19 protein-coding genes and 3 pseudogenes are annotated in these 21,303 nt (G+C 66.6%); 8 read left to right on the forward strand and 14 right to left on the reverse strand.

Translation table 11 applies throughout. From position 1 onward, the window contains the following. Positions 1-33 precede the first annotated feature (33 nt). Positions 34-468, forward strand: coding sequence for a DUF4383 domain-containing protein (locus A5764_RS00330; RefSeq protein WP_067106736.1), 435 nt, complete (start codon positions 34-36; stop codon positions 466-468). An 8-nt stretch (positions 469-476) separates the two neighbouring features. Here the strand turns inward: A5764_RS00330 and A5764_RS00335 are convergent, their stop codons facing one another. From A5764_RS00335 to A5764_RS00380, 10 genes are all read right to left on the reverse strand, one after another. Beyond that, positions 477-1,259, reverse strand: coding sequence for a 3-hydroxybutyrate dehydrogenase (locus A5764_RS00335; protein WP_067106738.1), 783 nt, complete (start codon positions 1,257-1,259; stop codon positions 477-479). A 67-nt stretch (positions 1,260-1,326) separates the two neighbouring features. Next, on the reverse strand, positions 1,327-1,650 hold the full coding sequence (locus A5764_RS00340) for an STAS domain-containing protein (protein ID WP_067106740.1): 324 nt from the start codon (positions 1,648-1,650) through the stop codon (positions 1,327-1,329). Beyond that, positions 1,650-4,214 (reverse strand): SpoIIE family protein phosphatase, encoded by a 2,565-nt coding sequence (locus tag A5764_RS00345; RefSeq protein ID WP_067106742.1) that lies wholly within the window; start codon positions 4,212-4,214, stop codon positions 1,650-1,652. Before A5764_RS00345 ends, A5764_RS00340 begins: the two co-directional genes overlap by 1 nt. Positions 4,215-4,410: 196 nt before the next feature. After that, the gene (locus A5764_RS00350; RefSeq protein ID WP_067106753.1) at positions 4,411-4,758 is read right to left on the reverse strand and encodes a DUF732 domain-containing protein; all 348 of its coding nucleotides are present in this window, start codon (positions 4,756-4,758) and stop codon (positions 4,411-4,413) included. Between the two features lie 169 nt (positions 4,759-4,927). Beyond that, positions 4,928-5,221, reverse strand: a complete 294-nt coding sequence (locus tag A5764_RS00355) for a hypothetical protein (protein WP_067106756.1) — start codon at positions 5,219-5,221, stop codon at positions 4,928-4,930. 144 nt (positions 5,222-5,365) lie between these two features. Next, positions 5,366-6,985, reverse strand: coding sequence for a PPE family protein (locus tag A5764_RS00360; RefSeq protein WP_197501153.1), 1,620 nt, complete (start codon positions 6,983-6,985; stop codon positions 5,366-5,368). Positions 6,986-7,365: 380 nt separating this feature from the next. Next, positions 7,366-7,674 carry a hypothetical protein gene (locus tag A5764_RS00365; RefSeq protein WP_067106759.1) on the reverse strand — a complete coding sequence of 103 codons (309 nt, stop codon included), beginning with the start codon at positions 7,672-7,674 and terminating at the stop codon, positions 7,366-7,368. A 140-nt stretch (positions 7,675-7,814) separates the two neighbouring features. Beyond that, positions 7,815-9,227, reverse strand: coding sequence for a sulfatase (locus A5764_RS00370; protein ID WP_067106762.1), 1,413 nt, complete (start codon positions 9,225-9,227; stop codon positions 7,815-7,817). 85 nt (positions 9,228-9,312) lie between these two features. Continuing rightward, positions 9,313-10,038, reverse strand: coding sequence for a DUF2993 domain-containing protein (locus A5764_RS00375; protein WP_156664433.1), 726 nt, complete (start codon positions 10,036-10,038; stop codon positions 9,313-9,315). 472 nt (positions 10,039-10,510) lie between these two features. After that, positions 10,511-10,996 carry a pyridoxamine 5'-phosphate oxidase family protein gene (locus A5764_RS00380; RefSeq protein WP_067106768.1) on the reverse strand — a complete coding sequence of 162 codons (486 nt, stop codon included), beginning with the start codon at positions 10,994-10,996 and terminating at the stop codon, positions 10,511-10,513. 95 nt (positions 10,997-11,091) lie between these two features. Here A5764_RS00380 and A5764_RS00385 point away from each other — a divergent pair, with 95 nt between their 5' ends. After that, on the forward strand, positions 11,092-12,648 hold the full coding sequence (locus A5764_RS00385; RefSeq protein WP_067106770.1) for a succinic semialdehyde dehydrogenase: 1,557 nt from the start codon (positions 11,092-11,094) through the stop codon (positions 12,646-12,648). A gap of 28 nt (positions 12,649-12,676) precedes the next feature. On the opposite strand, the gene A5764_RS29920 is transcribed toward A5764_RS00385, so the two are convergent. The 4 genes and pseudogenes from A5764_RS29920 to A5764_RS00400 all read right to left on the reverse strand — a co-directional run bounded on the left by A5764_RS29920 (position 12,677) and on the right by A5764_RS00400 (position 17,056). Continuing rightward, positions 12,677-13,579, reverse strand: a complete 903-nt coding sequence (locus A5764_RS29920) for an N-acetylmuramic acid 6-phosphate etherase (protein WP_067106823.1) — start codon at positions 13,577-13,579, stop codon at positions 12,677-12,679. 96 nt (positions 13,580-13,675) lie between these two features. Continuing rightward, positions 13,676-14,407, reverse strand: a pseudogene (locus tag A5764_RS29925) (BadF/BadG/BcrA/BcrD ATPase family protein); the annotation flags it as partial. Positions 14,408-14,411: 4 nt separating this feature from the next. Further along, a complete protein-coding gene (locus A5764_RS00395; RefSeq protein ID WP_067106773.1) occupies positions 14,412-15,587 on the reverse strand; it encodes a serine hydrolase domain-containing protein in 1,176 nt (391 codons plus the stop codon). Next, complete coding sequence (locus A5764_RS00400; protein WP_067106776.1) at positions 15,584-17,056, reverse strand: biotin carboxylase; 1,473 nt, start codon at positions 17,054-17,056, stop codon at positions 15,584-15,586. The genes A5764_RS00395 and A5764_RS00400 overlap by 4 nt, the downstream gene beginning before the upstream one ends. 120 nt (positions 17,057-17,176) lie before the next feature. Between A5764_RS00400 and A5764_RS00405 the strand changes: the two genes are divergently transcribed. From A5764_RS00405 to A5764_RS29935, 6 genes and pseudogenes are all read left to right on the forward strand, one after another. Then, a complete protein-coding gene (locus tag A5764_RS00405) occupies positions 17,177-18,499 on the forward strand; it encodes an NtaA/DmoA family FMN-dependent monooxygenase (RefSeq protein WP_067106779.1) in 1,323 nt (440 codons plus the stop codon). A gap of 28 nt (positions 18,500-18,527) precedes the next feature. Beyond that, a complete protein-coding gene (locus A5764_RS28680) occupies positions 18,528-18,686 on the forward strand; it encodes a hypothetical protein (protein WP_197501154.1) in 159 nt (52 codons plus the stop codon). A 435-nt stretch (positions 18,687-19,121) separates the two neighbouring features. Continuing rightward, positions 19,122-19,985 (forward strand): cyclopropane mycolic acid synthase MmaA2, encoded by an 864-nt coding sequence (gene mmaA2 / locus A5764_RS00410; RefSeq protein WP_067106782.1) that lies wholly within the window; start codon positions 19,122-19,124, stop codon positions 19,983-19,985. Positions 19,986-20,505: 520 nt separating this feature from the next. After that, a pseudogene (locus tag A5764_RS27000) lies at positions 20,506-20,651 on the forward strand (organic hydroperoxide resistance protein); the annotation flags it as partial. A 153-nt stretch (positions 20,652-20,804) separates the two neighbouring features. Further along, a pseudogene (locus A5764_RS29930) lies at positions 20,805-21,014 on the forward strand (PE family protein); the annotation flags it as partial. Between the two features lie 114 nt (positions 21,015-21,128). Further along, the coding region (locus A5764_RS29935) for a PGRS repeat-containing protein (protein WP_369807260.1) at positions 21,129-21,303 on the forward strand (175 nt) is incomplete at its 3' end.

Raw genomic sequence — 21,303 nt, forward strand, 5'->3', positions numbered from 1 at the left:
CGCTAGTCCCCGCTCGTCCCAAGGAGGTGCAATATGCGGTGGAGTTTCGCCCAGATCGGCCTGCTGATCATTTGCGCTTTTCATGTCATTCAGGCGGTAATCGGGCTCATCCTCGAACCCAGCTTCGCTACGGGTCCCAACGCGCCCACCGTCCAGCTTCTCGGAATGGACTACAACGGCTGGCATGCCGTCGCGGGTCTGGCCTTGTTCGCCCCGGGCCTGGTGTTCGCGATACGAAAGTCGTGGGCCGTGCTCTATCTACTCCTCGCCGCGTTCGCCGGCGCGCTGCCGGGGATTTGGGCCTTCTTCTCCCATCAGGTCGCGCTCGTCTTCACCTTTCCCAACAACACCACCGACGCGGTGGTGCACTTGGTGACCGCGGCGGTGATGCTCGCGGTGGCCGCCGTACAGATCCGCATGGACGGCGGGATCAGGAACTCGCTCGGCGATCTCCGGAAAGCGCCGTAGACCAACGGTTATTGGGCGGTCCAGCCGCCGTCGATCGAGTAACAGGAGCCGGTGATGGTGGCGGCCGCGTCGCCGGCCAGGAAGACGGCGAGCGCGCCGATGTCCTCCGGGCGGGTATAGCGCGCCATCGGTTGCTTTTCGGCGACGAACTCTTGCTTGGCCTCTTCGAAGGACTTTCCCGACGCGTTGGCGCGCACCTCGACCTGTTGGGCCACCAGCGGCGTCATCACCCAACCGGGGCAGATCGCGTTGCACGTGATGCCTTCGTCGGCGGTTTCGATCGCGACCACCTTGGTCAGCCCGACGACGCCGTGTTTGGCCGCGACATATGCCGCCTTCTTGGCGCTTGCCACCAGGCCGTGCGCCGAGGCGATGTTGATGATCCGGCCCCAGCCCCGGCGTTTCATCCCCGGCACCGCGCAGCGACATGTGTGGAAGACGGCCGACAAATTCGTGGCGATGACGGCGTCCCACCGGTCAACCGGGAAGTCCTCCACATTCGCCACGAACTGGATGCCGGCATTGTTGACGAGGACATCGACCGCGCCGAAGGCCCTTTCGGCGCCCTCGATCATGTCGGCGATCTGGTCCGGCTTGGTCACGTCGGCACCCGAGAAGGCGGCGGTGACCCCGAACTCCTCCTCGATGCCGCGCCGCTGTTGCTCGATTTCCTCCGGGTCACCAAAGCCGTTGAGCGTGACGTTCGCGCCCTCGGCGGCGAAGGCGCGCGCGACGCCCAGGCCTATCCCGGACGTGGAACCCGTTACCAGGACAGACTTTCCGCGGATCATGACCCTCGACCTTCCTCCGGATCTCGGCTACCCGAACCGAGTATTCCGTAACGGGATCGCGGGTGCGTCAGTGCTCTGCTGACTCCGACGTAGGCTCGACGGTGACCAGTTCGGTGACGCCGCTGACGGTGAGGATGGGCATCAGCAAGGGGTGGGCGATCAGGCGGATGTCTTCGGCGCGGGCGAACAAGGCGCTGATGGCGGCGCTGTCCAGATACTCCACCGCGCTCAGGTCGACGGTGAGCGTCTTGCCGCCACCGGCCGCCTCGGTGCTGGCGGTGGTGAGGGCCTGGTTGAACGCGTCGATGTTGCTGAGATCGATTTCCCCCGTCGCGACCAGCACGACTCTGCCGTTGTTGCGTGTGGTGTCGAGGGTCAGCGACGTGGCCATCAGGTGATCCTCGCCGATAGGTGAACCGTGGTTCCCGCGGGGTCGGGGTCGATGGAGACGTCGTGCATGAGCCCTTTCATGAGGGCGATACCGCGGCCCCGATGGGATTCGCTGGCCGGTTGCGGGGGCTTCCACGAGCCGGTGTCGGTGATGGTCAGGTGTACCTGGTCGACCAGCACGGTCGCGTCCAGGCTGATGGTGCCCTGCGGACTGTGGCGGTGACCGTGCTCGATGGCGTTGGCGACGGCTTCACCGGCGGCGATGAGCACGTTCATGGTCTGATCCGGGTCCAGACGCGCACGGGTCAACCAGGTGCGCAAGGCCTTTCGGGTCGGGGCGAGGTGGCTGACGTCGGCGGGGAACTTCAGCTCCAGTGGCGCGGGATGACGGTAAAGCAAAAGGACGACGTCGTCCTGATAGCCGTCGCTTGGCGCGAGACCGGACATGATTTGGGTCGCCAAGTCGTCCAACATGGCGGTCCGGCCGTCCTGAACCAGCGCGGCGACGCGGGAGATGCCGTCGTCGAGCGGACTGCGGCGACGTTCGACCAGACCGTCGGTGTAGAGCAGCAGCGTCGCGCGCGCGGGCAAGGTCACGCGCGCTTCCGGACGGGGCCAGTCGGGCCGCACTCCCAACGCGATGGTGTGGCCGTCGTCGAGCTTGTGGGTGGTCCCGTCGGCGTGGACCAGGATGGGCGGCGGGTGCCCGGCGCTCGAGTACACCAGTTCGCCGGTGTCCGAGTTGAGCACCGCGCAGACGGCGGTGGTGCATTGGGCGCCGGGCAGCCGCGCGGCGAAGCGGTCCATTCCCGCGAGTGCTGCACCGGGGCTGGGGTTTTCGAACAGCAACGCGCGGCACGCGCTGCGCACTTGACCCATCACCGTGGCGGCGGCCAGGCCGTGGCCGACGCAGTCGCCGACGATCAATGCGATGCGCCCGTCCTCGAGATCGACGATGTCGTACCAGTCGCCGCCCACCTGAAGGGGACGGCTGGCGGCCTGATAGCGCACCGCGAACCCGTGTGGCAGATGGGCGGGGCCGAGGATTGCGTGTTGCAGCGCCAGCGCGGTTTCGCGCTGCTGGTCCACCTGGTGCACCCGGTGCAGGCCCTGACCCAGGCGACCGGCCAGCACGGTCAGCAACGTCTGGTCTTCGAGGGTGAACGGCCGTTGCTCGGACAGGTCGATCCAGACCACCAGCACGCCTTCGGGATGCTGCAAGGCGATGCCCGCCGTCCCCGGCTTGCTGGTGCTGGGAGTGAGCAGATCGCCGTCGCGCAGTCCGCGGAGCATCCGTCGGGTATCCGCCGGCAGGTCGGCCCACTGCGCGGACTCGCCGACCGAGACGACTTGCGGTGCGCCGCTGGCGGTTTCCGGGGAGGAACCGTGGCCCGGGAAGGTGATGGCCAGCACGCGGCGTGCACGCCACAGCCGGCGCAGTTCCTCGGCCGCCGCGTGCAGCCCCTCATCGACGCTGTCGGCTCGGGCGAGTTCCTGATTGAGCGCATGCTCGCGGCCGGCCGCCAGCGCCAAGGCAATCGCGGCATGCCGGGCAAAGTCGCTGACCAGCTCGAGGTAGTCGTCGCCGAACGGAGGCTGCTGCGGGTCGCGTGCGACGGCGATCACGCCGAGGACCGCGTCGTCCGCGATCAGCGGCATGACGATCGCCGACCGTTCACCGACATCGGTGAACCCCTCGATCGGATACTGGAAGGAATCGGTGATCAGCGGCAGACCCCGGCGTGCGACACCGCCCGTCGTGGAGCCGTCCATCGGAACCTGCTGACCGATCACCTGCGAGGTGTACCGGCCCGCCGTAGCGGACACGACGAGGGTGTCGACCTCGTCGGCGGGCAGGTCGGGCTCCTTCGGAACCAGCAAGATCGCTTGCTCGGCATCGGCCAGCTCCAGCGCCCGGTTCACGATGAGCTGCAACGGTCCTGTCTGCGGGTCGCCGGACAGCAGCGCCGTCGTGATCTCGCGGCTGGCCTTCGTCCACTTGGCCGATTCGCGTTCTCGCTCGAAGAGCCGCGCGTTGTCGATCGCCGCGGCCGCCGCCGTGGCCAGCGCCCGCACGGCGGCCTCCTCGGCATCGGAAAACACTCGGTCGGGCCGGTCGTCGGCCAGGTAAAGGTTGCCGAAGTCAGCCGCGCGCACGGTGATGGGTAGGCCGAGGAACGCCCGCATCGGCGGGTCGTGTGCGTGCAGCCCCTGCGCATGAGCGCTGAGATTATCGAGACGCAGACCCGCACCCACCGGCAGAGCGCCGAGCACCCGAGCTACGTCGTCGTCGATGCCTACGTGGACGAAGGAGCCCAGGGTGCCGTCGGGTGCACGCATGCCCAGCGCTCCGTAGCGGGCACCGGTCAGCTCGATCGCGGCGTTGACGATCCGGTGCAACGTCACGTCCAGGTCCAGATCGGAACTGATCTCGACGATGACCCGCACCAGTCGTTCCATCTGGTCCCGGGCGGCGACCAACTCGTCGAGCTGTTCGTGCATCCGCCCCACCGGCTCGCTGTCGCCCTGCCAGGTGAACGCCGATCCCCCCGGGTCGTTGTCCATAGATACAAACCTAATCGTTAGTTTGCCGACTTCTTCCGTTTGGGGTCGTCGGGGCGGCGCGCCGCCGGACGGCTACAACGGTGAGTCGTGTGGGGCCGGGGCGGTGAGGTATTGCTACCCAGCCGGCAGCCGTCCCAACCCCGTTTGAGGGCGGAATCGACTGAACTTATGCGGTGGACCGCTTAGGCGTTGCCGCTCAGCAGTGCGTGGTCCAGCACCGGAAATTGGGGCAATAGGTCGCATGCGCCAGGCTCACCATGGATCCGACCTCTCCGAACGTGACGTTTCTCGGGTCCAAGGTGGCGTGAATCTGCTGCGCAATCTGGTCATAAGTCCAGCCCCAGGCGAGATCGTCGCAGATCAGCCGCCCCATTCCGGTGAGGGCGGCGTCGTGGTCCGGAGGCCAACTGAATCCGAGCGTGCGCAGTTGGGCGAGGTACGCGTCGTCTGCGGGATCGGCGGTCGCGACCGCGGTGCTACCCACCACGGCAGCGCCGGCGATAATCGGGATGCTCAGCCTTGCCAGCCAGCGAAATGAGGCCATTTGAAGCTTCCTTTCTTCTTCGCGTCAATGCCGTCCGTGTGGGGCCACGGCGGCATAAATAGGAAGAGTAGAGAAAGCCCGGAAAAAGCACATTATGGAAAGCTGAATAGTCAGCTTTTTGCGCGACCCTGCCCTCGATACGGATAGCGTCCCGCTGAATTCCGACCGATTATGCGGCGCTAGGGCCGCACCATGACGCGTGCGACGTCTCGTTCAGGTCGTGCCTACCCGACGGCGCCGGCAGAAGGTGGCTGACCGAAGCCATCTGCAGATCGTTTCGCTCACCGCGGCGCTCGACGTGGCGGGAGATCCACCAGGCCGCGGTGACGATCGCGAATCCGACAGCCAACAGGGTGAGGACCTCGGAAAAGGCGATCACGACGATGATGGCGGCGAATATCCAGAAGATTGCAGCCTCCGCGTCGTGTGCGCGATGGTGTCCGCTGATCGTGGTGTGCCGCATATCTGCCTCGCTCCGATTGGGTCCCCGTCCGAAATGGGACTGCGTTGTGTAACGCCCGGAGCCAGCAAAAGCTGCCCACCAATCGGGTGATGGTGACCCAATTCACTGCGCCGGCAACCGAACCGGCCTCGCTTCACTCGCCAGTCAGATACCGAGTTCTTGGTCGATCTGCGGCCAGTATTGGGGGCCGTCCACAGTGAGGATGATCCAGTCGTGAATTTCGCCGTTGCCCAATACGAAGCTGAACGGGGCTCCAGCCGCGGCGGCTTCTTGCTGCAGCACAAGCACATCGGGTGAGAGTATGTCCAGGTTGCCCGAATAGACATACGTCGGCGGTAGCCCGGTCAGCGGCCCCTTCAGCGGACTCACCATGGGATCGCTCACAGGGAGACCGCCCGCCCACTCCCTGCCGAGTACTTGCGCAGGCCCGAGAGGGAGCAGGGGATCCTGGACGAGCCCAATATTCGGGTTGTCCATCGCCAGGTTCAGCCACGGGGACAGCAGAACCATTGACGACGGCACGTTCTCACCATGGGCCACCGCGTATTCGGCGGACGCCAGCGCGAGGTTGCCGCCCGCGGAGTCACCGATCACGCTGACGTGGGAGGTCGGGTGCGAGCTGATTAGCTGGGAGACGTACCCGGCCATGTTGGGCACCACCGTGCCGGCGGTGCCGCCTTGCTGCAGCAGCGGATAGATCGGCACCTCGAAGGTCGCGCCGGTCTGGTAGGCCGTCACCGTGTAATCGAGCCAGTGGAAGATCGAAGGCGCGAAGATGAAGGCGCCACCGTGCATGGCCACCACGTAGTTGCCGGACGGATGAGCCGGCGTGATCTGCACGACTTGCATTCCGTTGTACGTGGTGTACTGGACCGATTCCCCGAGCAGCAACGTGAGCAGCGGTGGCGGGGAATTGCTGAGGAACGGGCTGAGTAGCGGATTGTTGCCGGTGAACAGCGACAGGAATGGCGAACTCGGGTTTTCGATTACGGTTTCCAATCCGGAGAACGCCAGGAAGGGTTTCACCGGCCACAGCGCGGCCTCTTCGAACCTGGTCACCAGCGACGGTCCACCGGTATAGGTCCCCGTCTGCGTAGCCGCGAACGGTGGAGCGGCCGGCGCCCCGAAGATAGTGCCGACGACGGTGTTGGCCACCCGGGTGAATCCGTTGGCCACCGTCGTGGGGAGCTGCTGGACCTCCTGCTCGGCGACGGCCAGACTCCCGGCGAATTCACCCGGCAGATTTTCCAGCGCCAGCTCCCACTGCCCCAGCTGCGCGACCGTTGCCGATGCGCTGGTGTGATACCCGCCCATCACGGAGACGTCGTGGGCCCACATTTCCTCGTATTCGGCCTCGACGGCCGCGATCGCCGGGGCGAATTGACCGAAGATGTTCCCGCTGACCAGCGCCCTGAGCTGGCCGCGATTGGCGGTTACCAGTCCGGGGTCGACGATTGTCGCCAGTGCGGCCTCGAACGCGGTGGCGGCCTCCCGGGCCTGGGCTGCTGACTGTTCGGCTTGAGCGGCCGCCCCTTCAAGCCAGTCGACATACCGGGCGGCCGCATTCGTCATGGACGCCGACGAAGGGCCTTGCCACGCTTGACCCGCCAGGTCTGACGTGACCGAGCCGAATGCGTTCATCGCTGAATTCAGCTCACTGCTGATTCCGTCCCAGGCCGCCGCCGCCTCCAACATCGGCCCCGAACCGGGTCCATTTAGCAGCAGCAGCGAATTGACCTCAGGCGGCCACACCGTAAAGCTCATTACTGCCTCCCCTCCAAATCAGCCGTTATGCAGACCCATTGCAGCAACGTATACATGCTCCACGGCTGAGCGGAAGAGCTATTTTGTCGAGGATTCGCCGCCGGGGCCAGTGCGGCGGTCTCCGCGGGGGCGGGGCCTCTAGGCGTCGGCGTGTAGTCATGCAGTTGGACTTGACCCGCGCGTATTCGACGCGGCTCGGACCGACATTGTTCCTCCGTCGTTATGCAGATGTTGTAGCGGCAGCGGCGTGTGTGCCGGACGGCCTCCGCGCACAAGAGGGATGATTGGACCTATGCTTTTCGAGCTCGCGAGATTGCTTGTGGTCGTACGGAATCGAGCACGCGGACTCCGTCGACGGCATCACATGTAAAGCACGCTTCCTACGGCTGCTCCTGCTGCACACACCGCACAATCACGCCGGCCAAGTGCGGGTCGAAGCCCATCTGCCCTAGTTTCCGCGCTTCAGCAGCCGGGGAAATACCGGTTTTCAGATCCATCTCAACCTGTCGGGCAAGCTGCATGCTTTGCGAGTCGGGTTCCGAGAGAGGGACCTGCTGAACGTTTCCCACGCACCGGCTGTAACCGCTGAAGTCGGCGTGGGCTTCCGGCACCCCCGTCAGCAGGGCCGGGGTCATAAACGGGACGGCGATGGCCATGCCGACCGCCGCGGCGACATAGGTGACACGCATCCTCGCATGGTATCGCCGAGGGCGTCGAAGGCAAAGGGTGTTCGCGATGGCCGCGCCGGCAAATGCCTTGGTCCACAGGGGCAGCCGCTGTGCGATTTGGAGTGCAGCGCAACGCTTTACCAGTTTGCTGGTTTCGGATCTCATCGCTGCTGTTGCTTTGACCCGGTCACTTCCCGTAAACCGCGTTCAGTCCCGATCGGCGAAGACTCAGTGGGCCTGACGCCGAGGATGCGGACGGAGGCCTCTACATAGACTTCGGTGCGCTCGAACAGGATTCGTGGCCCGATGAACTCCGACGGGCACACGTCCCCGGTCCATTCCCGCCATTGGTGAAGGCGAAGCGCGAGCTCGTGCGCGATCGGCTCCGATCGGTCGTCGTGATCCCGGGCGAGCAGATTGTTCAACTCGGACGGGTCCTCGAGCAGGTAGTAGAGCTCACGCGGCGCCCGCGGCCCGGCGGCGATTTGGGCGACCGCTTTCCCGGAGGGACTGTCTTGAATGTCCAGCGGTAGATCGATGAGGTGCCGCGGTGCGTAGTTCTCGATATAGCTGAATTCCTTGGTGCGAATGGCGCGCATCGGATCGAACGAATCGTGGTAGGTCTTTTCGGTGAAGACCTCCCGACGAACCGGCGCGGCGTCTGGGGTCGGACGGAAAAGACGATCGGAGTGGGAGATGCCCTCGACGTCGGCCGGTATTTCTATGCCAAAGACGTCGAGCAGTGTCGGCAACAGATCGACCCCGCTGAACAATTCGTCGTAGACCCGCGGCGCGATGCCAAGCCTTCGCGGCGGGCGAATGATCAACGAGATGCCGGTGCCGGCGTCATACAACATCGACTTCGCGCGGGGAAACGGTGCGCCGTGGTCGCTGAAGAACACCACCCACGTGTTGGCGTCCAGGCCGGTGTCGGCCAGCGTGCCCAGCAGCCGGCCGACCGCGGCATCCGCCGCCGCGATCGCCCCGTAGAAATCGGCGAAGTCGCCGCGGACCTCGGCGACGTCCGGCAGGTAGTCGGGGACCTCCACCTCCTCGAGCGGCGCCGGCTGATATCGCTCCGGCGGCCACGGCCGGTGCGTTTCGAAAAAGCCCGCGGTCAGCAGGAACGGCCGGCCCTCTCGGAGCGGCGCGCTCTCGATCAGCCATTCCTGCGCCCGAGCGACGACATAGTCGCAGTGCGAGTCGGACACGTCGAACTCGTCGAAGCCAAGCCGCGACGGGAAGGACGTCTCGTGCTGCATGCCGAACAGCGCCGAGTACCAACCCGCGTCGGACAAAATCTGCGGCAGCGTCCGAACCCCGTCGCGGTATTCAAACCCGTGATGGGCCAACCCAATCAAACCGTTGCTGTGCGGATAGCGACCGGTGAAGATCGCCCCGCGCGACGGTGAGCACTGCGGGGCGGCCGCGTGCGCGCGAGTGAACAAGATGCCCTCGGCGGCCAGCCGGTCCAGAGACGGGCTCGAAATGCCCTGGCGCCCATAGACGCCGAGCCACCGGCCGGTGTCGTGCCAGTGCACGATGAGCAGGCTGTCGCTTCCCCCGTCCGTCATGGTCACCAAGCTTGCCCTAACGGCATCCGGTTCGTGTTCTATGGATCACCCCCGCGGGCGCCCGTGCACGACGGCCTCAGCCACATCAGACTCCGCTGAAGCAGTCCTGACCCGTCTGAGACGACGGCGATGACGCCGGGATCGTCGCGTTAGCGGTGGAGAACGTAGCCTCCACGCCGGTATCGGTGACCTTGACGCTGTCGGCGTGAATGCCCAGCGGATAGTTCTGCGTCGCTTTGGACGTGAGACTGTCCAGGTTCTTCTGCACCTTATCCGTCGACATCTTGGAGCCCAGAGCGGTCAAGTTGACCACCTGGAGGGCCAACCCGTTGTTGGCAATCTGGGGCTTGACGGTGGCGCTGTCGAGGAGACCCTTCAATTCGACGGTTCCGTTGCCGGGGTCGGTGGTGACTTTGCTGGTCACAAAACTCCCCAGCACCGGGATCGCGTTCTGGATCGATTGCTTGATGCCTTCGGCTGACCAAGTGATGGTGCCGTTCAGCGCGCCGATGGTGCCCTTGGAATTGTTGGTGTCGCTCAGCCGGAGGTCCTTGATATCGATGCTGACTTTCATGCCCTTGGCGCTGCGCACCTGATTGCCTGCAGTCTGCACGGAGATGTCGGGGTAGTTGCCGTCGAAGTACTGCCAGAGCATCGGCGGCATGGAGGCGAACGACACCGTGGCGCTGTCCTGCACCTCGCACGCGACTGCGCTTGCCACCTTGCTGCCGGCCAGGTGGCGGAAGAACAGATCAGCACCGACCGCGGCGGCCAGGATGACCACCAGCACGATGGCCAGGATCAGAGCCATCTTCCGCCGGCCGCCCAACAAGCGGGGGCGGGCTTGCGCCGGCGCCTCTTTCGACGGCGGCTCAGCGGACAGCCGAGTGGTGGCCTGATCCGGCTGCCTAGGTGGCGGCCCAGACTGCCCCTGCCAAGGGGCCGGCGGCCGGCCCGGCGGATACGGCTGGGACGGTTGCGGGCTCGGTGGGCGACCGGGCGGCGGCGGCCGGTTCGGTGGCGGTGGTGGGTATGGCCGACCGCCCGGAGGGGGCTGCCGGGTCGGAGATCCCGACGGCGGTGGGGGCTGGGGCCCTGAGCGTGCCGGTCTCCTGCCGGGGCCAGGCGGCTGTGAGGGGCGATTCCATTCCGGCGGATCGCCGCGCGACGGCCCTTGCGGAGTTGTCACCAACGCAATTTTGCCTTATCCAGCTGAATACGTGGGGGTTCGTCGCAAACGGGCACCGGGTTTGCGCGTCACAGCGTTTTTGGCCCGGGTGTGGCTAACCGTCGTTGACCAGGTTCGCGAGGAAAGCGGGTAACCGGCCGGCACCAAAGTCATAGAACCGCGCCCACCGGGGCTCGATCGAGACCCGCACCATCTGCTTATACGTCGACCGCACATTGCGTTCGAACTCCGCAAGCTGGGACCCGTCCATCGACTTCCTCGCTGACGCGAGGTACTCATCGGTGATGCCGTCGACGGTTTCCATTGTGGCGACGCCGCGAATCAGGAGGGCCTTCGCCTCTTCCGGCGTCGAGCCGGTGTCGATCGTGACCGCGACTTGCGGGCGGGACGAAAGCGCGCGCGCTTTCGGGGAGGTCGGTGCCGTCGAGACGACGATGCGTTCGCCGGTCCAGTAGAACCCGACCGGGATGACCCGCGGGAAGCCATCGTGTCCGTTGTAGGCGAGCCGGGCCATGGAACCGGAGAGCAGCTTCTGGGCGTCCGGGTGGCCGAGCTCGCTAGCCAACTCCCGCGCATTCATCACACTTGCACTCCTACCACGCACGCTCATCGGCGGCGGTGCTCAGACCGATAGGCTGGCGTTCTGGACGTCTGTCTTTTTCGAGGGGTAATGCCATGCCTGCACCATCAGCCGAGGTCTTCGACCGCTTACGCCGGCTGGCCGCCATCAAAGACGTTGCCGCACGCGAGGCCAAGACGATCGATGAGGTCTTTACCGGCAAGCCGCTGACCACGATTCCGATCGGCACGGCGGCCGACGTCGACGCCGCATTCGCCGAGGCTCGCGCCGCCCAGATCGACTGGGCGAATCGTCCGGTCGGCGAGCGTGTCGACGTCATCCGCCGCTACCGCGACCTGGTGATCGAGAATCGCGAGTTCCTCATGGACCTTCTGCAGGCCGAGGCGGGCAAGGCGCGGTGGGCGGCGCAGGAGGAAATCGTCGACCTGATGGCGAACGCGAACTACTACGTGCGCGTCTCCGCCGACCTGCTCAAACCGCGCACGGTGCAGGCGCTGCTGCCGGGGGTCGGCAAGACCACGGTCGGCTATCAGCCCAAGGGCGTGGTCGGGGTGATTTCGCCGTGGAACTACCCGATGACGCTCACGGCGTCCGACTCGGTGCCGGCGCTCATTGCGGGTAACGCGGTGGTGCTCAAGCCGGATAGCCAGACGCCGTACTGCGCGCTGGCGTGCGCCGAGCTGTTGTATCAGGCGGGGCTGCCGCGAGAGCTGTACGCGATCGTGCCGGGTCCGGGCTCGGTGGTCGGCACGGCCATCATCGACAACTGCGACTATCTGATGTTCACCGGCTCGACCGCCACCGGAAGGCAGCTCGCGGAGCATTGTGGTCGTCGGCTGATCGGCTTCTCCGCCGAGCTCGGGGGCAAGAACGCGATGATCGTCACGCGCGGGGCCAACCTCGACAAGACCGCCAAGGCGGCCACCCGCGCGTGCTTCTCGAACGCGGGCCAGCTGTGCATCTCCATCGAGCGGATCTACGTCGAGAAGGACATCGCCGACGAGTTCACCACTAAGTTCGGCGCCGCGGTGCGAAACATGAAGCTGGGCAGCGCGTATGACTTCTCGGTCGACATGGGCAGCCTGATCTCGGCGGGGCAGCTGGAAACGGTGACCGACCACGTGGACGATGCAAAGGCCAAGGGCGCCAAGGTGATTGCGGGCGGCAAGGCTCGACCCGACGTCGGGCCGTTGTTCTATGAGCCGACGGTGCTGGCCGACGTCACGCCCGAGATGGAGTGCGCGGCCAACGAGACGTTCGGGCCGGTGGTCTCCATCTACCCGGTCGCCGACGTGGACGAAGCCGTCGACAAGGCCAACGACACCGAGTACGGGCTCAACGCCAGCGTGTTCGCCGGGTCCGCCGCCGAGGGTGAGCAGATCGCCGCCCGGCTGCGGTCGGGGACGGTGAACGTCAACGAGGGCTATGCGTTCGCGTGGGGCAGCCTCGGCGCGCCGATGGGCGGGATGGGCCAGTCCGGCGTCGGCCGCCGGCACGGTCCCGAAGGCCTGCTGAAGTACACCGAATCGCAGACGATCGCCGCCGCGCGTGTGTTCAATCTCGATCCGCCCCTTGGCATTCCGGCGACGCTTTGGCAGAAATCGCTGGTACCCGTCGTGCGTACGGTGATGAGGCTGCCCGGACGGAAGTGACGGAGCGGGGCTTCGTCGCGCCGCCCACTCACCTCCCGCTCAGGGCGTCCCGCACGCGTCCGTGCGCCCGGTCGAGTCGCAGGGCGGCCTCGGCCGCGTCGACGCCGGCAAGCAGCGCGACGATCGCCGTCTTGGCCTGACCGCCCGCGGCGGCCAGCGCGGTGGTCGCCGCCGCCTCGTCGACACCGGCCGCGTCGCGAACGATCCGCACCGCGCGGCGGCGGAGCTTGGCGTTGGTCGCGCGCACGTCGACCATCCACGGTCCGTAAGCCTTCCCGAGCGCGATCATCACGCTCGTCGAGAGCGCGTTGAGCACCACCTTCTGGGCCGTTCCCGCGGTCAGCCGCGTGGAGCCGGCGAGCACCTCGGGCCCGGTCAGCAGCTCGATCACCACGTCGGCAGCGGCCTCACCGCCCGCGTTGTTGACGATCGCGACGGTCAGCGCGCCCATGGCGCGCGCGTGCTCGAGCGCTGCGAGCACGTACGGCGTGCGGCCCGACGCGCTGATCGCGACGAGCGCGTCGACGGCGGTCAGGTCGGCGAGGTCGGTGGGGTCGAACGCGTCCTCCGCGCCCTCGATCGCCTCGGTCAGCGCCGCCAGCCCGCCGGCGATGACGCCGCGCACCCGGTCGGTGCCGAACGTCGGTCCGCACTCGGCCGCGTCGAGCACGCCGAGGCGCCCCGGCGTTCCGGCGCCGGCATAGATCAGGCGGCCGCCGCGCTCGAGCCGCCCGGCGATCGCCTCAGCCGCCGCAGTGATCTGTGGGATTGCGGCGGCCACCGCGGCGTGTGCCTCGCCCTCGGCGGCGACGAGCAGCGCGACCACCTCGCCGATTGGCCGCGCGTCGAGGTCGTCCAGACCCGGCCGCGTGCCCTCGGTGGTGAGCGCGTCGAGCCGTTGCGAGGCAAGGGTTTTGGGGGTCGCCTGCACGCGGATCACGTGCGGCTCGTGGATCGCCCCCAATCGCAGCGCGCCGTCGAGCGCGTCGCCGGCGGCCGGGACGAGGTCAAGCTGGTCGCGCAGCGCTCCGGTCCCGTCCAAGACACCCGCCAGGCCGCCGACCATCGCCACCGGGCCATCCCCGGCCGCGCGGGCGGTCGCGGCGACCAGCTCGGCGGCGGCGGTGACGATGGCCCGGGCCACGGCGTCGGCGTCGGCAGCCAGGACGTCGGGCGCGAACGACGCGAGCGCGGCGGCGCAGGCGAGTTGTGCGGGCCAGGTCTCCGGCGCGCCGAAACGGGCGCGGGCGGCGTCCAGCAGCGCGGTGGTCGGGCCGCGGCCGTCGTGGGCGCGCAGCGCCGCGCGCACCCCGGCGGCGCCGATCCACGCGCCGCCGCCCTCGTCGCCGAGCCACGGTCCCCAGCCGTCGGACGTGTGCAGCGCGCCGTCCGGGCCGATCCCGAGTGCCACGACGCCGGTGCCCGCGATCAGCACGACGCCCGGCTCCCCGGCCAGCGCGCCCGCATGCGCGATGACGGCGTCGCTGGTCACCGCGACGCGCTCCACCCGCAGCGAGCCCAGCAGCGCCTCCCCGAGCGCGCGCGCCCCGTCCGGGGCCCGCAGCGCCCCGGCGGCGCCGACGATCACCTCGTTAGCGGAGCCGAAATCCCTTGCGACGGCACGGATTGCGGATACCGCGCGCTGCACGCCGCCGGGCGCCGCGAGCCCCGGCGCGCCCGACCCCTCGGCTCGCCGGCCGCCCACCGCGGCCCGGCAGGACGTCTTACCGAGATCGACGGCCAGGATCACCGCACCCATCGCGCTAACTGGCGATTCCAGCCAGTTCGTGTGCCACCGCGTCGAATGCGCGCAGCGTGTCCAACATGTGCGGCTCGTGGGAGTGCGGCTGCGTGGACAACTTCGCGGCGACCACCTCCGCGGCGCGGTTGACGTAAATCATCTGCCCGCACATGCCCAGGCACAGCACGACATTGCTGCCCGGAAAGGGGAACCACATCTGGTTGCGGTACATCCCGCCGGGCATCTCGTTGTCGTCGGGGCTGGCGGCGAACGCCTCACGCGAGTCGGGGCCGCCGTCGAGGGTGTCGGCGATCCACGCCGCCGGCACCACTTGCCGGCCGGTCAACGAGACACCGTCGCGCAAGAACAGCGATCCGAACCGGATCATGTCGGTGAGAGAGGCGCTGATGCCGCCGTCGAATAGTCCGGTGCCGTCGGTGTCTACGCCGATGGTGGCGTCGCATTCGGCGCCGATGCGGCTCCACAGCAGTTCGGACATCAGTGCGGGCATCCGCTGGGCGCCGGCGACCTCGCAAATCCAGCCCAGTACGTCGGTTTCACACGAGCGATATTCGAACGGGCCGCCGTGCGCCGACTTCTGCCGCAAGGTGAGCAGGAAGTCGCGCAGCGTGGCGGGGTTGTCCGGACGGCTCTTGGGTGCCCAGCCCATCGCCTGGTCGAGGAGATGTATCTCCGCGCCGGGGTCGCCGTAATCTTCTGAGAAGGAAATACCCGACCTCATGTCCAGCAGGTGGCGCACCGTCGCACCGGTGTAGCCGCAATTCGCCAGCGCGGGAACGTATTTCGTGACCGGCGCGTCAAGCTCGATCGCACCGGCCGCGTGCAGGGCACCAACCACGGCCGCCACCAGCGACTTGCTCACCGAGAACAGCAGGTGCCGGGTGTGGGCCGTCATGCCGTCGAGGTACTCCTCGGCCACCATCGAACCGCGGTGTGCGACGGCCCACCCGTCGGTGGCGGTGGCGGCCATCACCGCGCCGACGGTGGTGGCCGCTCCCCCGGTGCTGGTCACCGGGATATCGGCCATCGGCGCACTGGCGGCGGGCAACGCCGCGACCGGCCCGGTCCCGCGCGGGATCACCGCGGTCGGCACGAAGTCTTCGACGTGCTGGAAAGACCAATGCGATTGTGGCAGCGACAGCCAGTTGTCCAGTGAGATCCCGGCCGGGACGCTCACGCTCGTGCGACGAGCCGCGAGATGATCGGCGTGGCCGGCGCCAGGGGTGTGGAGGCGAACTTGGCTTTCATGCCTTGGACCCAGCGCCGGCAGCGTTCGGTGAGCTGGTAGTCGTCGGTCTGCAGGTGTCCGCGGGTGACGAGCACTCCGAGTTGGGCGCCCTCGGAGCGCAAGTCGCCAGGCGCGGCGACCCGCATGTAGAAGGCCTCGGACCCGTCGAGCAGCGTGGCCCAGTCGTTGGCGGTCCGCGCGAAGGTGACACGACCGTCGTCGTCGATGCGCCATACCCCGGTACGTGGGGTTGCGGTGAAGAGCTCGACGTCTGGCGAGGTCTCCGTGATTATCACTTGGCCCCAGACCTCGTCCTCGCCATAGCCCCGCTCCCAGCGCGAATTGATGCCATCGATGTCGAGCGTGTACTCCACGTCCATGTACTCAAGCAGGTGAAAGAGGAACAGCGGCATGTCGGCATAGGCCTCGGTGGTCAGATTGGTCATCGGGCTGGCGCCGGACAGGCGCGGGTTCACCTCGCCGAGGTAGAGCTCGTCGGAGTCCAGGTCGTGCAGCAGGTCCACCTCGAAGTAGCCGCGGTACCCCTCGCGGCTCAGGATGTCGCCCAGCTTTTGCACCATTTCCCGCGCGGCGTGCGTCTGGGCCGGCGGCAGCACCTCGCGCCAGATGTCATTGCCGCACCAGCTGCCCCGGTGCGGAGTGAGCTCCGAATAACCGACGAGACTCGTCATCGCCGGGCCGATCACCGTGCCGTGGCGGGTCACGGCGCCCTCGAGGCATACCTCGACATTGCGGATGCGCTTCATGACTTTGAATTCTTGCTGCCCCGTGAGGTCACCGGCATGCTCGTCCCAGTCGCGCTGGCCGTGCACAAAGAACGTCCCGCTGCCGGCGTTCCCGTATGGGACCGAGATGACGAGGTCGTCTCCTAATCCGGCATTCTGCGCGAGCGTCAGCAGTTCGTCGTAGGAGCCGGCCCGGCCCATGACGTGAGGGACGCTTGGTATGCCCGCCTCGTCGGCTAGGCGCGTCATGACGGTCTTGGAGCCCAGGCGATGGCGCAGCTCCACCGGGGGGTGCATGACCTCGAGACCCGCCTGCCGCGCGAGCCCCTGCGTCTCCTCGTCCATCATCACGAAGCAGGCCTTGCCACCGGGCCCTCGGCTCGCGATGAACTCGAGTGTCTCGGGATCACGCAGGAGGTGGTTGCACACGTCGCCCATGGAATCAAAATCGATGCGGTCGCGCCGCCGAGGCACGAACACGCGCGAATGTATGCCCTCGAAGGAGTCAAAGAACGTCAGGTAGAAGAAGTTTCGTACCCAGCGGTCGATTCCCAGCAGGTTGAACGGAGTCGGCGAGATGAAGTACAGCGGCACCTTGTTGGTGTGAAAGAAAGCGCGGACGTCGGAGATGCCGTTCAGCGGGCAGTGCTGCTCGGTTTCGGGCCCGTTCACGCCCGCCGCCCTGGCGAAGGGGGCGGTGCGGACGGCGCGACGGCGGTGAGCTCACATGGATCCATTTCACTAGTGTGCACCCGCGGACTATTTGAGACGCCGGGCGCGTTGAGCTAGCCGATGAATGAGGATCCAGAGGTTACGTCGTTGCACTTCAACGCGTTCGTGTGGCCGAACGGCTATCACGAGTCGGCGTGGCGGGTGGTCGAGGACCCCGTCGGCAACGTGCTGGGACTGCCGTACTACGCAGACATCGCGAGCACGGCAGAACGCGGTCTGATGGACTCGATATTTCTGGCCGACAACATCGCCATCGCCGAATACCGCGCCACGTTCTTGCCCCAGACGCAGTTCGACCCGGTGGCGGTCCTTTCGGCTCTCGCCGGTGTCACCAGCCACGTCGGGCTGATCGGAACCGGCTCGACGACCTACAACCAGCCGTGGGAACTCGCGCGCCGGTTTGCGACGCTGGATCATCTCAGCGCGGGTCGCGCCGGCTGGAACATCGTCACCACGGTGACCCCGTTGGCCGCGGCGAATCTTGGTCACCGCAGCCATCCCGAACATGCGGACCGCTACGCCCGGGCGCATGAATTCGTCGAGGTCGTCACCCGCGCATGGGACAGTTGGGAGGACGATGCGGTCGTCGGCGACCGCGCGGCGGGAATCTGGGCGGACCGCAGCAAGCTGCACGCACCCCGCTTCCACGGCCAGTTTCACGACGCCGAAGGAGTTCTGCCTTTTCCGCGTTCCCCGCAAGGCCACCCGGTGCGCGTCTTGGCGGGGCAATCCCCCGCCGGCATCAAGCTGGCCGCGCAATACGCCGAGATGGTGTTCACCGGACCGCCGTCGCTCGAGGCGGCGATCGCCTTTCGGAGCGATCTGCACGCCCAGGTCGCCGCCGCAGGCCGCGACCCCGCACAGGTGCTCGTGTTGCCCGCGTTGATGGTGACTCTGGGCGGCACCGTGACCGAAGCCCAGACCCGGGCGCGGCGGCTCGAAGGGCTGGCCAGTCCCGAATTCCGTTGGCAGAACGCGTTATACACCGCGGGACTTGACCCGGACGCCTTCGACCCCGATGCCCCGCTACCGGCCCGACTCTGGACCGAAGAAGCGCTACCGTCGACCCGGGCGGACCAGCTCTATGCGGCCGCCCGGGCGCGACCGGACGCGACCTTGCGCGAAATCGCTCAGCAGGTCAGCGGCGGCGCGGGGCAGACACATTTCGTCGGCACTCCCGAGCAGCTCGCCGAACGGATCATCGCTTGGCAGGACGCGGGAGCCGTCGACGGTTTCACCATCATGGGTTCCACGCTGCCATATGAGTTGACGGCTTTCGTCGATCACACCGTGCCAATCCTGCAGCGCCGCGGCCGATTCCGCACCGAGTACGCCGGGCACACCCTACGCGATCATCTCGGGCTCGAGCGGCCCCCTCGTTGATTTACCGTCAAACTGAGACAATCGCCTGGTGCCCGAAAACCCACGAGAGCCACCACCGGCCGTCCCGAGGCCGCCCCGGAGGGACATCACGCCCGAGGACTTGGAGAGGTTCGGCGACGAGGAGCAGGTGCGCGCGGCGTCTGACGAGAGCCGCCTGCGCGACGAGCGACCGCCGCATCACCGCTAGTCAGATAACCATTCGATCGCGTGCTCAGCTCTTGAACTCGCGACGCCGTACGGGTCCGCCTTCCCTTCTGCGCTCGGTTCACTTGTCTGGGGCCACGGGCCAGCCCGATCGGATGGCGTCAGCTAGTGCCCACAACGAAGCATCCAGCGGAACAATGTCTTTCAGAACTCGGCGACGTGATCGCCGGGAACCCGCCACCTGCCGGTTCGCAGATGCCCGGGATGGTGACGATCCGAGTCCATCCTCGTGGCTGATGACCATCCCGCGGCAGGGCTCCTGCGAAGCAACCCCACCGACGGCGCTAGCAACCGACGAGAAAGGTTTCACGCCATGACTATTGGGTTGCGCACCGTCAAGTAGCACCCGCTGGGTTGCGCTTCGGCGTAGCGTTGCCCGTGGGGCACAGTCCTCTGGGCCCAGGAGGGCACACAAGATATGGCCAAAAAGCTGACACCGCACTTCGACGATGTGCAGGCGCACTACGACCTGTCCGACGACTTCTTCCGGCTGTTCCTTGACCCCACCCAGACCTACAGCTGCGCCTACTTCGAGCACAAGGACATGACGCTGGAAGAGGCCCAGCTCGCCAAGATCGACCTGGCGCTGGGCAAGCTGGGGTTGCAGCCCGGCATGACTCTGCTCGACGTCGGCTGCGGCTGGGGCGCCACCATGCGGCGGGCCATCGAGAAATACGACGTCGACGTCGTCGGCCTGACGCTGTCGAAGAACCAGGCCGCCCACGTGCAGAAGTCGTTCGACGAGATGGGCGGCCCGCGCCGCAAGCGAGTGCTGCTGGCCGGCTGGGAACAGTTCGACGAGCCCGTCAACCGCATCGTGTCGATCGGCGCGTTCGAGCACTTCGGCCCTGACCGCTACGACGACTTCTTCGCGCTGGCCCACAACATCTTGCCCGCTGACGGCGTGATGCTGCTGCACACCATCACCAGCCTGACGGAACAGCAAATGATCGACCGCTTCTTGCCGATTACGTCCGAGTTCGTCCAGTTCATCAAGTTCATCTTGACCGAGATCTTCCCAGGGGGCTTTACGCCGACGATCCAGATGGTGGAGGAGCACTCGTCGTCGGCGGGTTTCACGCTGACCCGCCGCCAGTCGCTGCAACACCATTACGCCAGGACCCTTAACGTGTGGGCGGCGGCCCTGGAGGCACACAAAAGCGACGCCATCGAGATTCAGTCAGAAGAGGTCTACGAGCGCTATATGAAGTACCTGACCGGCTGCGCCAAGATGTTCCGGATCGGCTACATCGACGTCAACCAGTTCACCCTGGCGAAGTAGAGCAACGAACCGTCCACCGAACGCAGCTTGTCGAGCGCCGCGGCCAACACCCTTCGCCGCCGGCGCCTACCGGCTGAAGACCGTCGTGTTATCCACGAGCCGCGTCGGTGCCAGTGCGGTTTGAGTCAGGCCCGGCCTGTCGTTGGCTGCATGCAGGGCTAATGCGTTGTGGTGGTACCACATTCGTTGCGGTGTGCGAAAAAATTGCCAAAGGTTGCCGCGCGCGACGGGCGCCGCTGCTGCGCCTTCATGCCGCCAACCTATTTTCGCGTTGCACGCGACCAGCCCACGCATGAACCTCGACATCGCTGCCGACGACTCGTGCCTTCACCCGCATGTCTCGGGTGTAAAGACTTCCCACAAAGCGGCCCAATTCGATGTCAACCCGGAGCAGCGATCCATCCGCCAGTCGATGATGCCCGGTCCTCATCGTGGAGATGGTGCTCATATTTCATACGACGTTTGGAACCTCCAGGAAGTTCATCCGGGTGTCGTCCGGGTCAGGCATGGCTTCGGCGCCATCAAAGCCACCGGCGAAGGCCGTGACGGTCACGGTCGCACCCCCGACGGCAGGCTCGATCTCAATCTCGCCGGCCCCAAAGCAAAAGCGGTGGCAGCGGCAACGGAACCAATCGCGAGCAGCTGTTCGCCCTCGGCTACGCGGCGGCTGAACGGCCGCATGCACAGTGTCCATCACCGTCTACCAACTAGATACCGCCAGTTTGTTTATAGGGTCGCACCATCCGAAGAGTATGTATATCTTGGCCAGAACATGATCCGTCGTTTGGGCAATACCGGAGGTCTCAGATGTCGTTTGTGATGGCGGCGCCAGAGGTGCTGGGCAGTGCTGCCACCGATTTGGCCAGCATCGGCTCGACACTTACCGCGGCCAATGCGGCCGCGGCTACGCAGACTACGGGGATGCTCGGCGCGGCCGAGGATGAGGTGTCGGTGGCCATTGCGGCGCTGTTCTCGTCCCACGGTGAGGGCTTTCAGGCACTCATTGCGAAGGCGGCGGCGTTCCATGAACAGTTTGTGCAGGCTTTGAGCGCGGGTGCGGGATCCTATGCGAGCGCAGAGGCCGCGAATGCTGCGGCGTTTACGGCCAATCCGGCGCAGACGGTCGGGCAGGATCTGACGGCCCTGATCAATTGGCCCAGCGTGGCGCTCACCGGGCGGCCGTTGATCGGCAACGGCGCCAACGCGGCTCCGGGGACCGGGCAAAACGGCGCTGCCGGCGGATGGCTGCTCGGTAACGGCGGAGCCGGCGGCTCAGGTGCGGCAGGCCAAAATGGCGGCAACGGCGGGGCCGCCGGGC

This window comes from Mycobacterium sp. 852002-51057_SCH5723018 (assembly GCF_001667035.1).
GTDB lineage: Bacteria > Actinomycetota > Actinomycetes > Mycobacteriales > Mycobacteriaceae > Mycobacterium.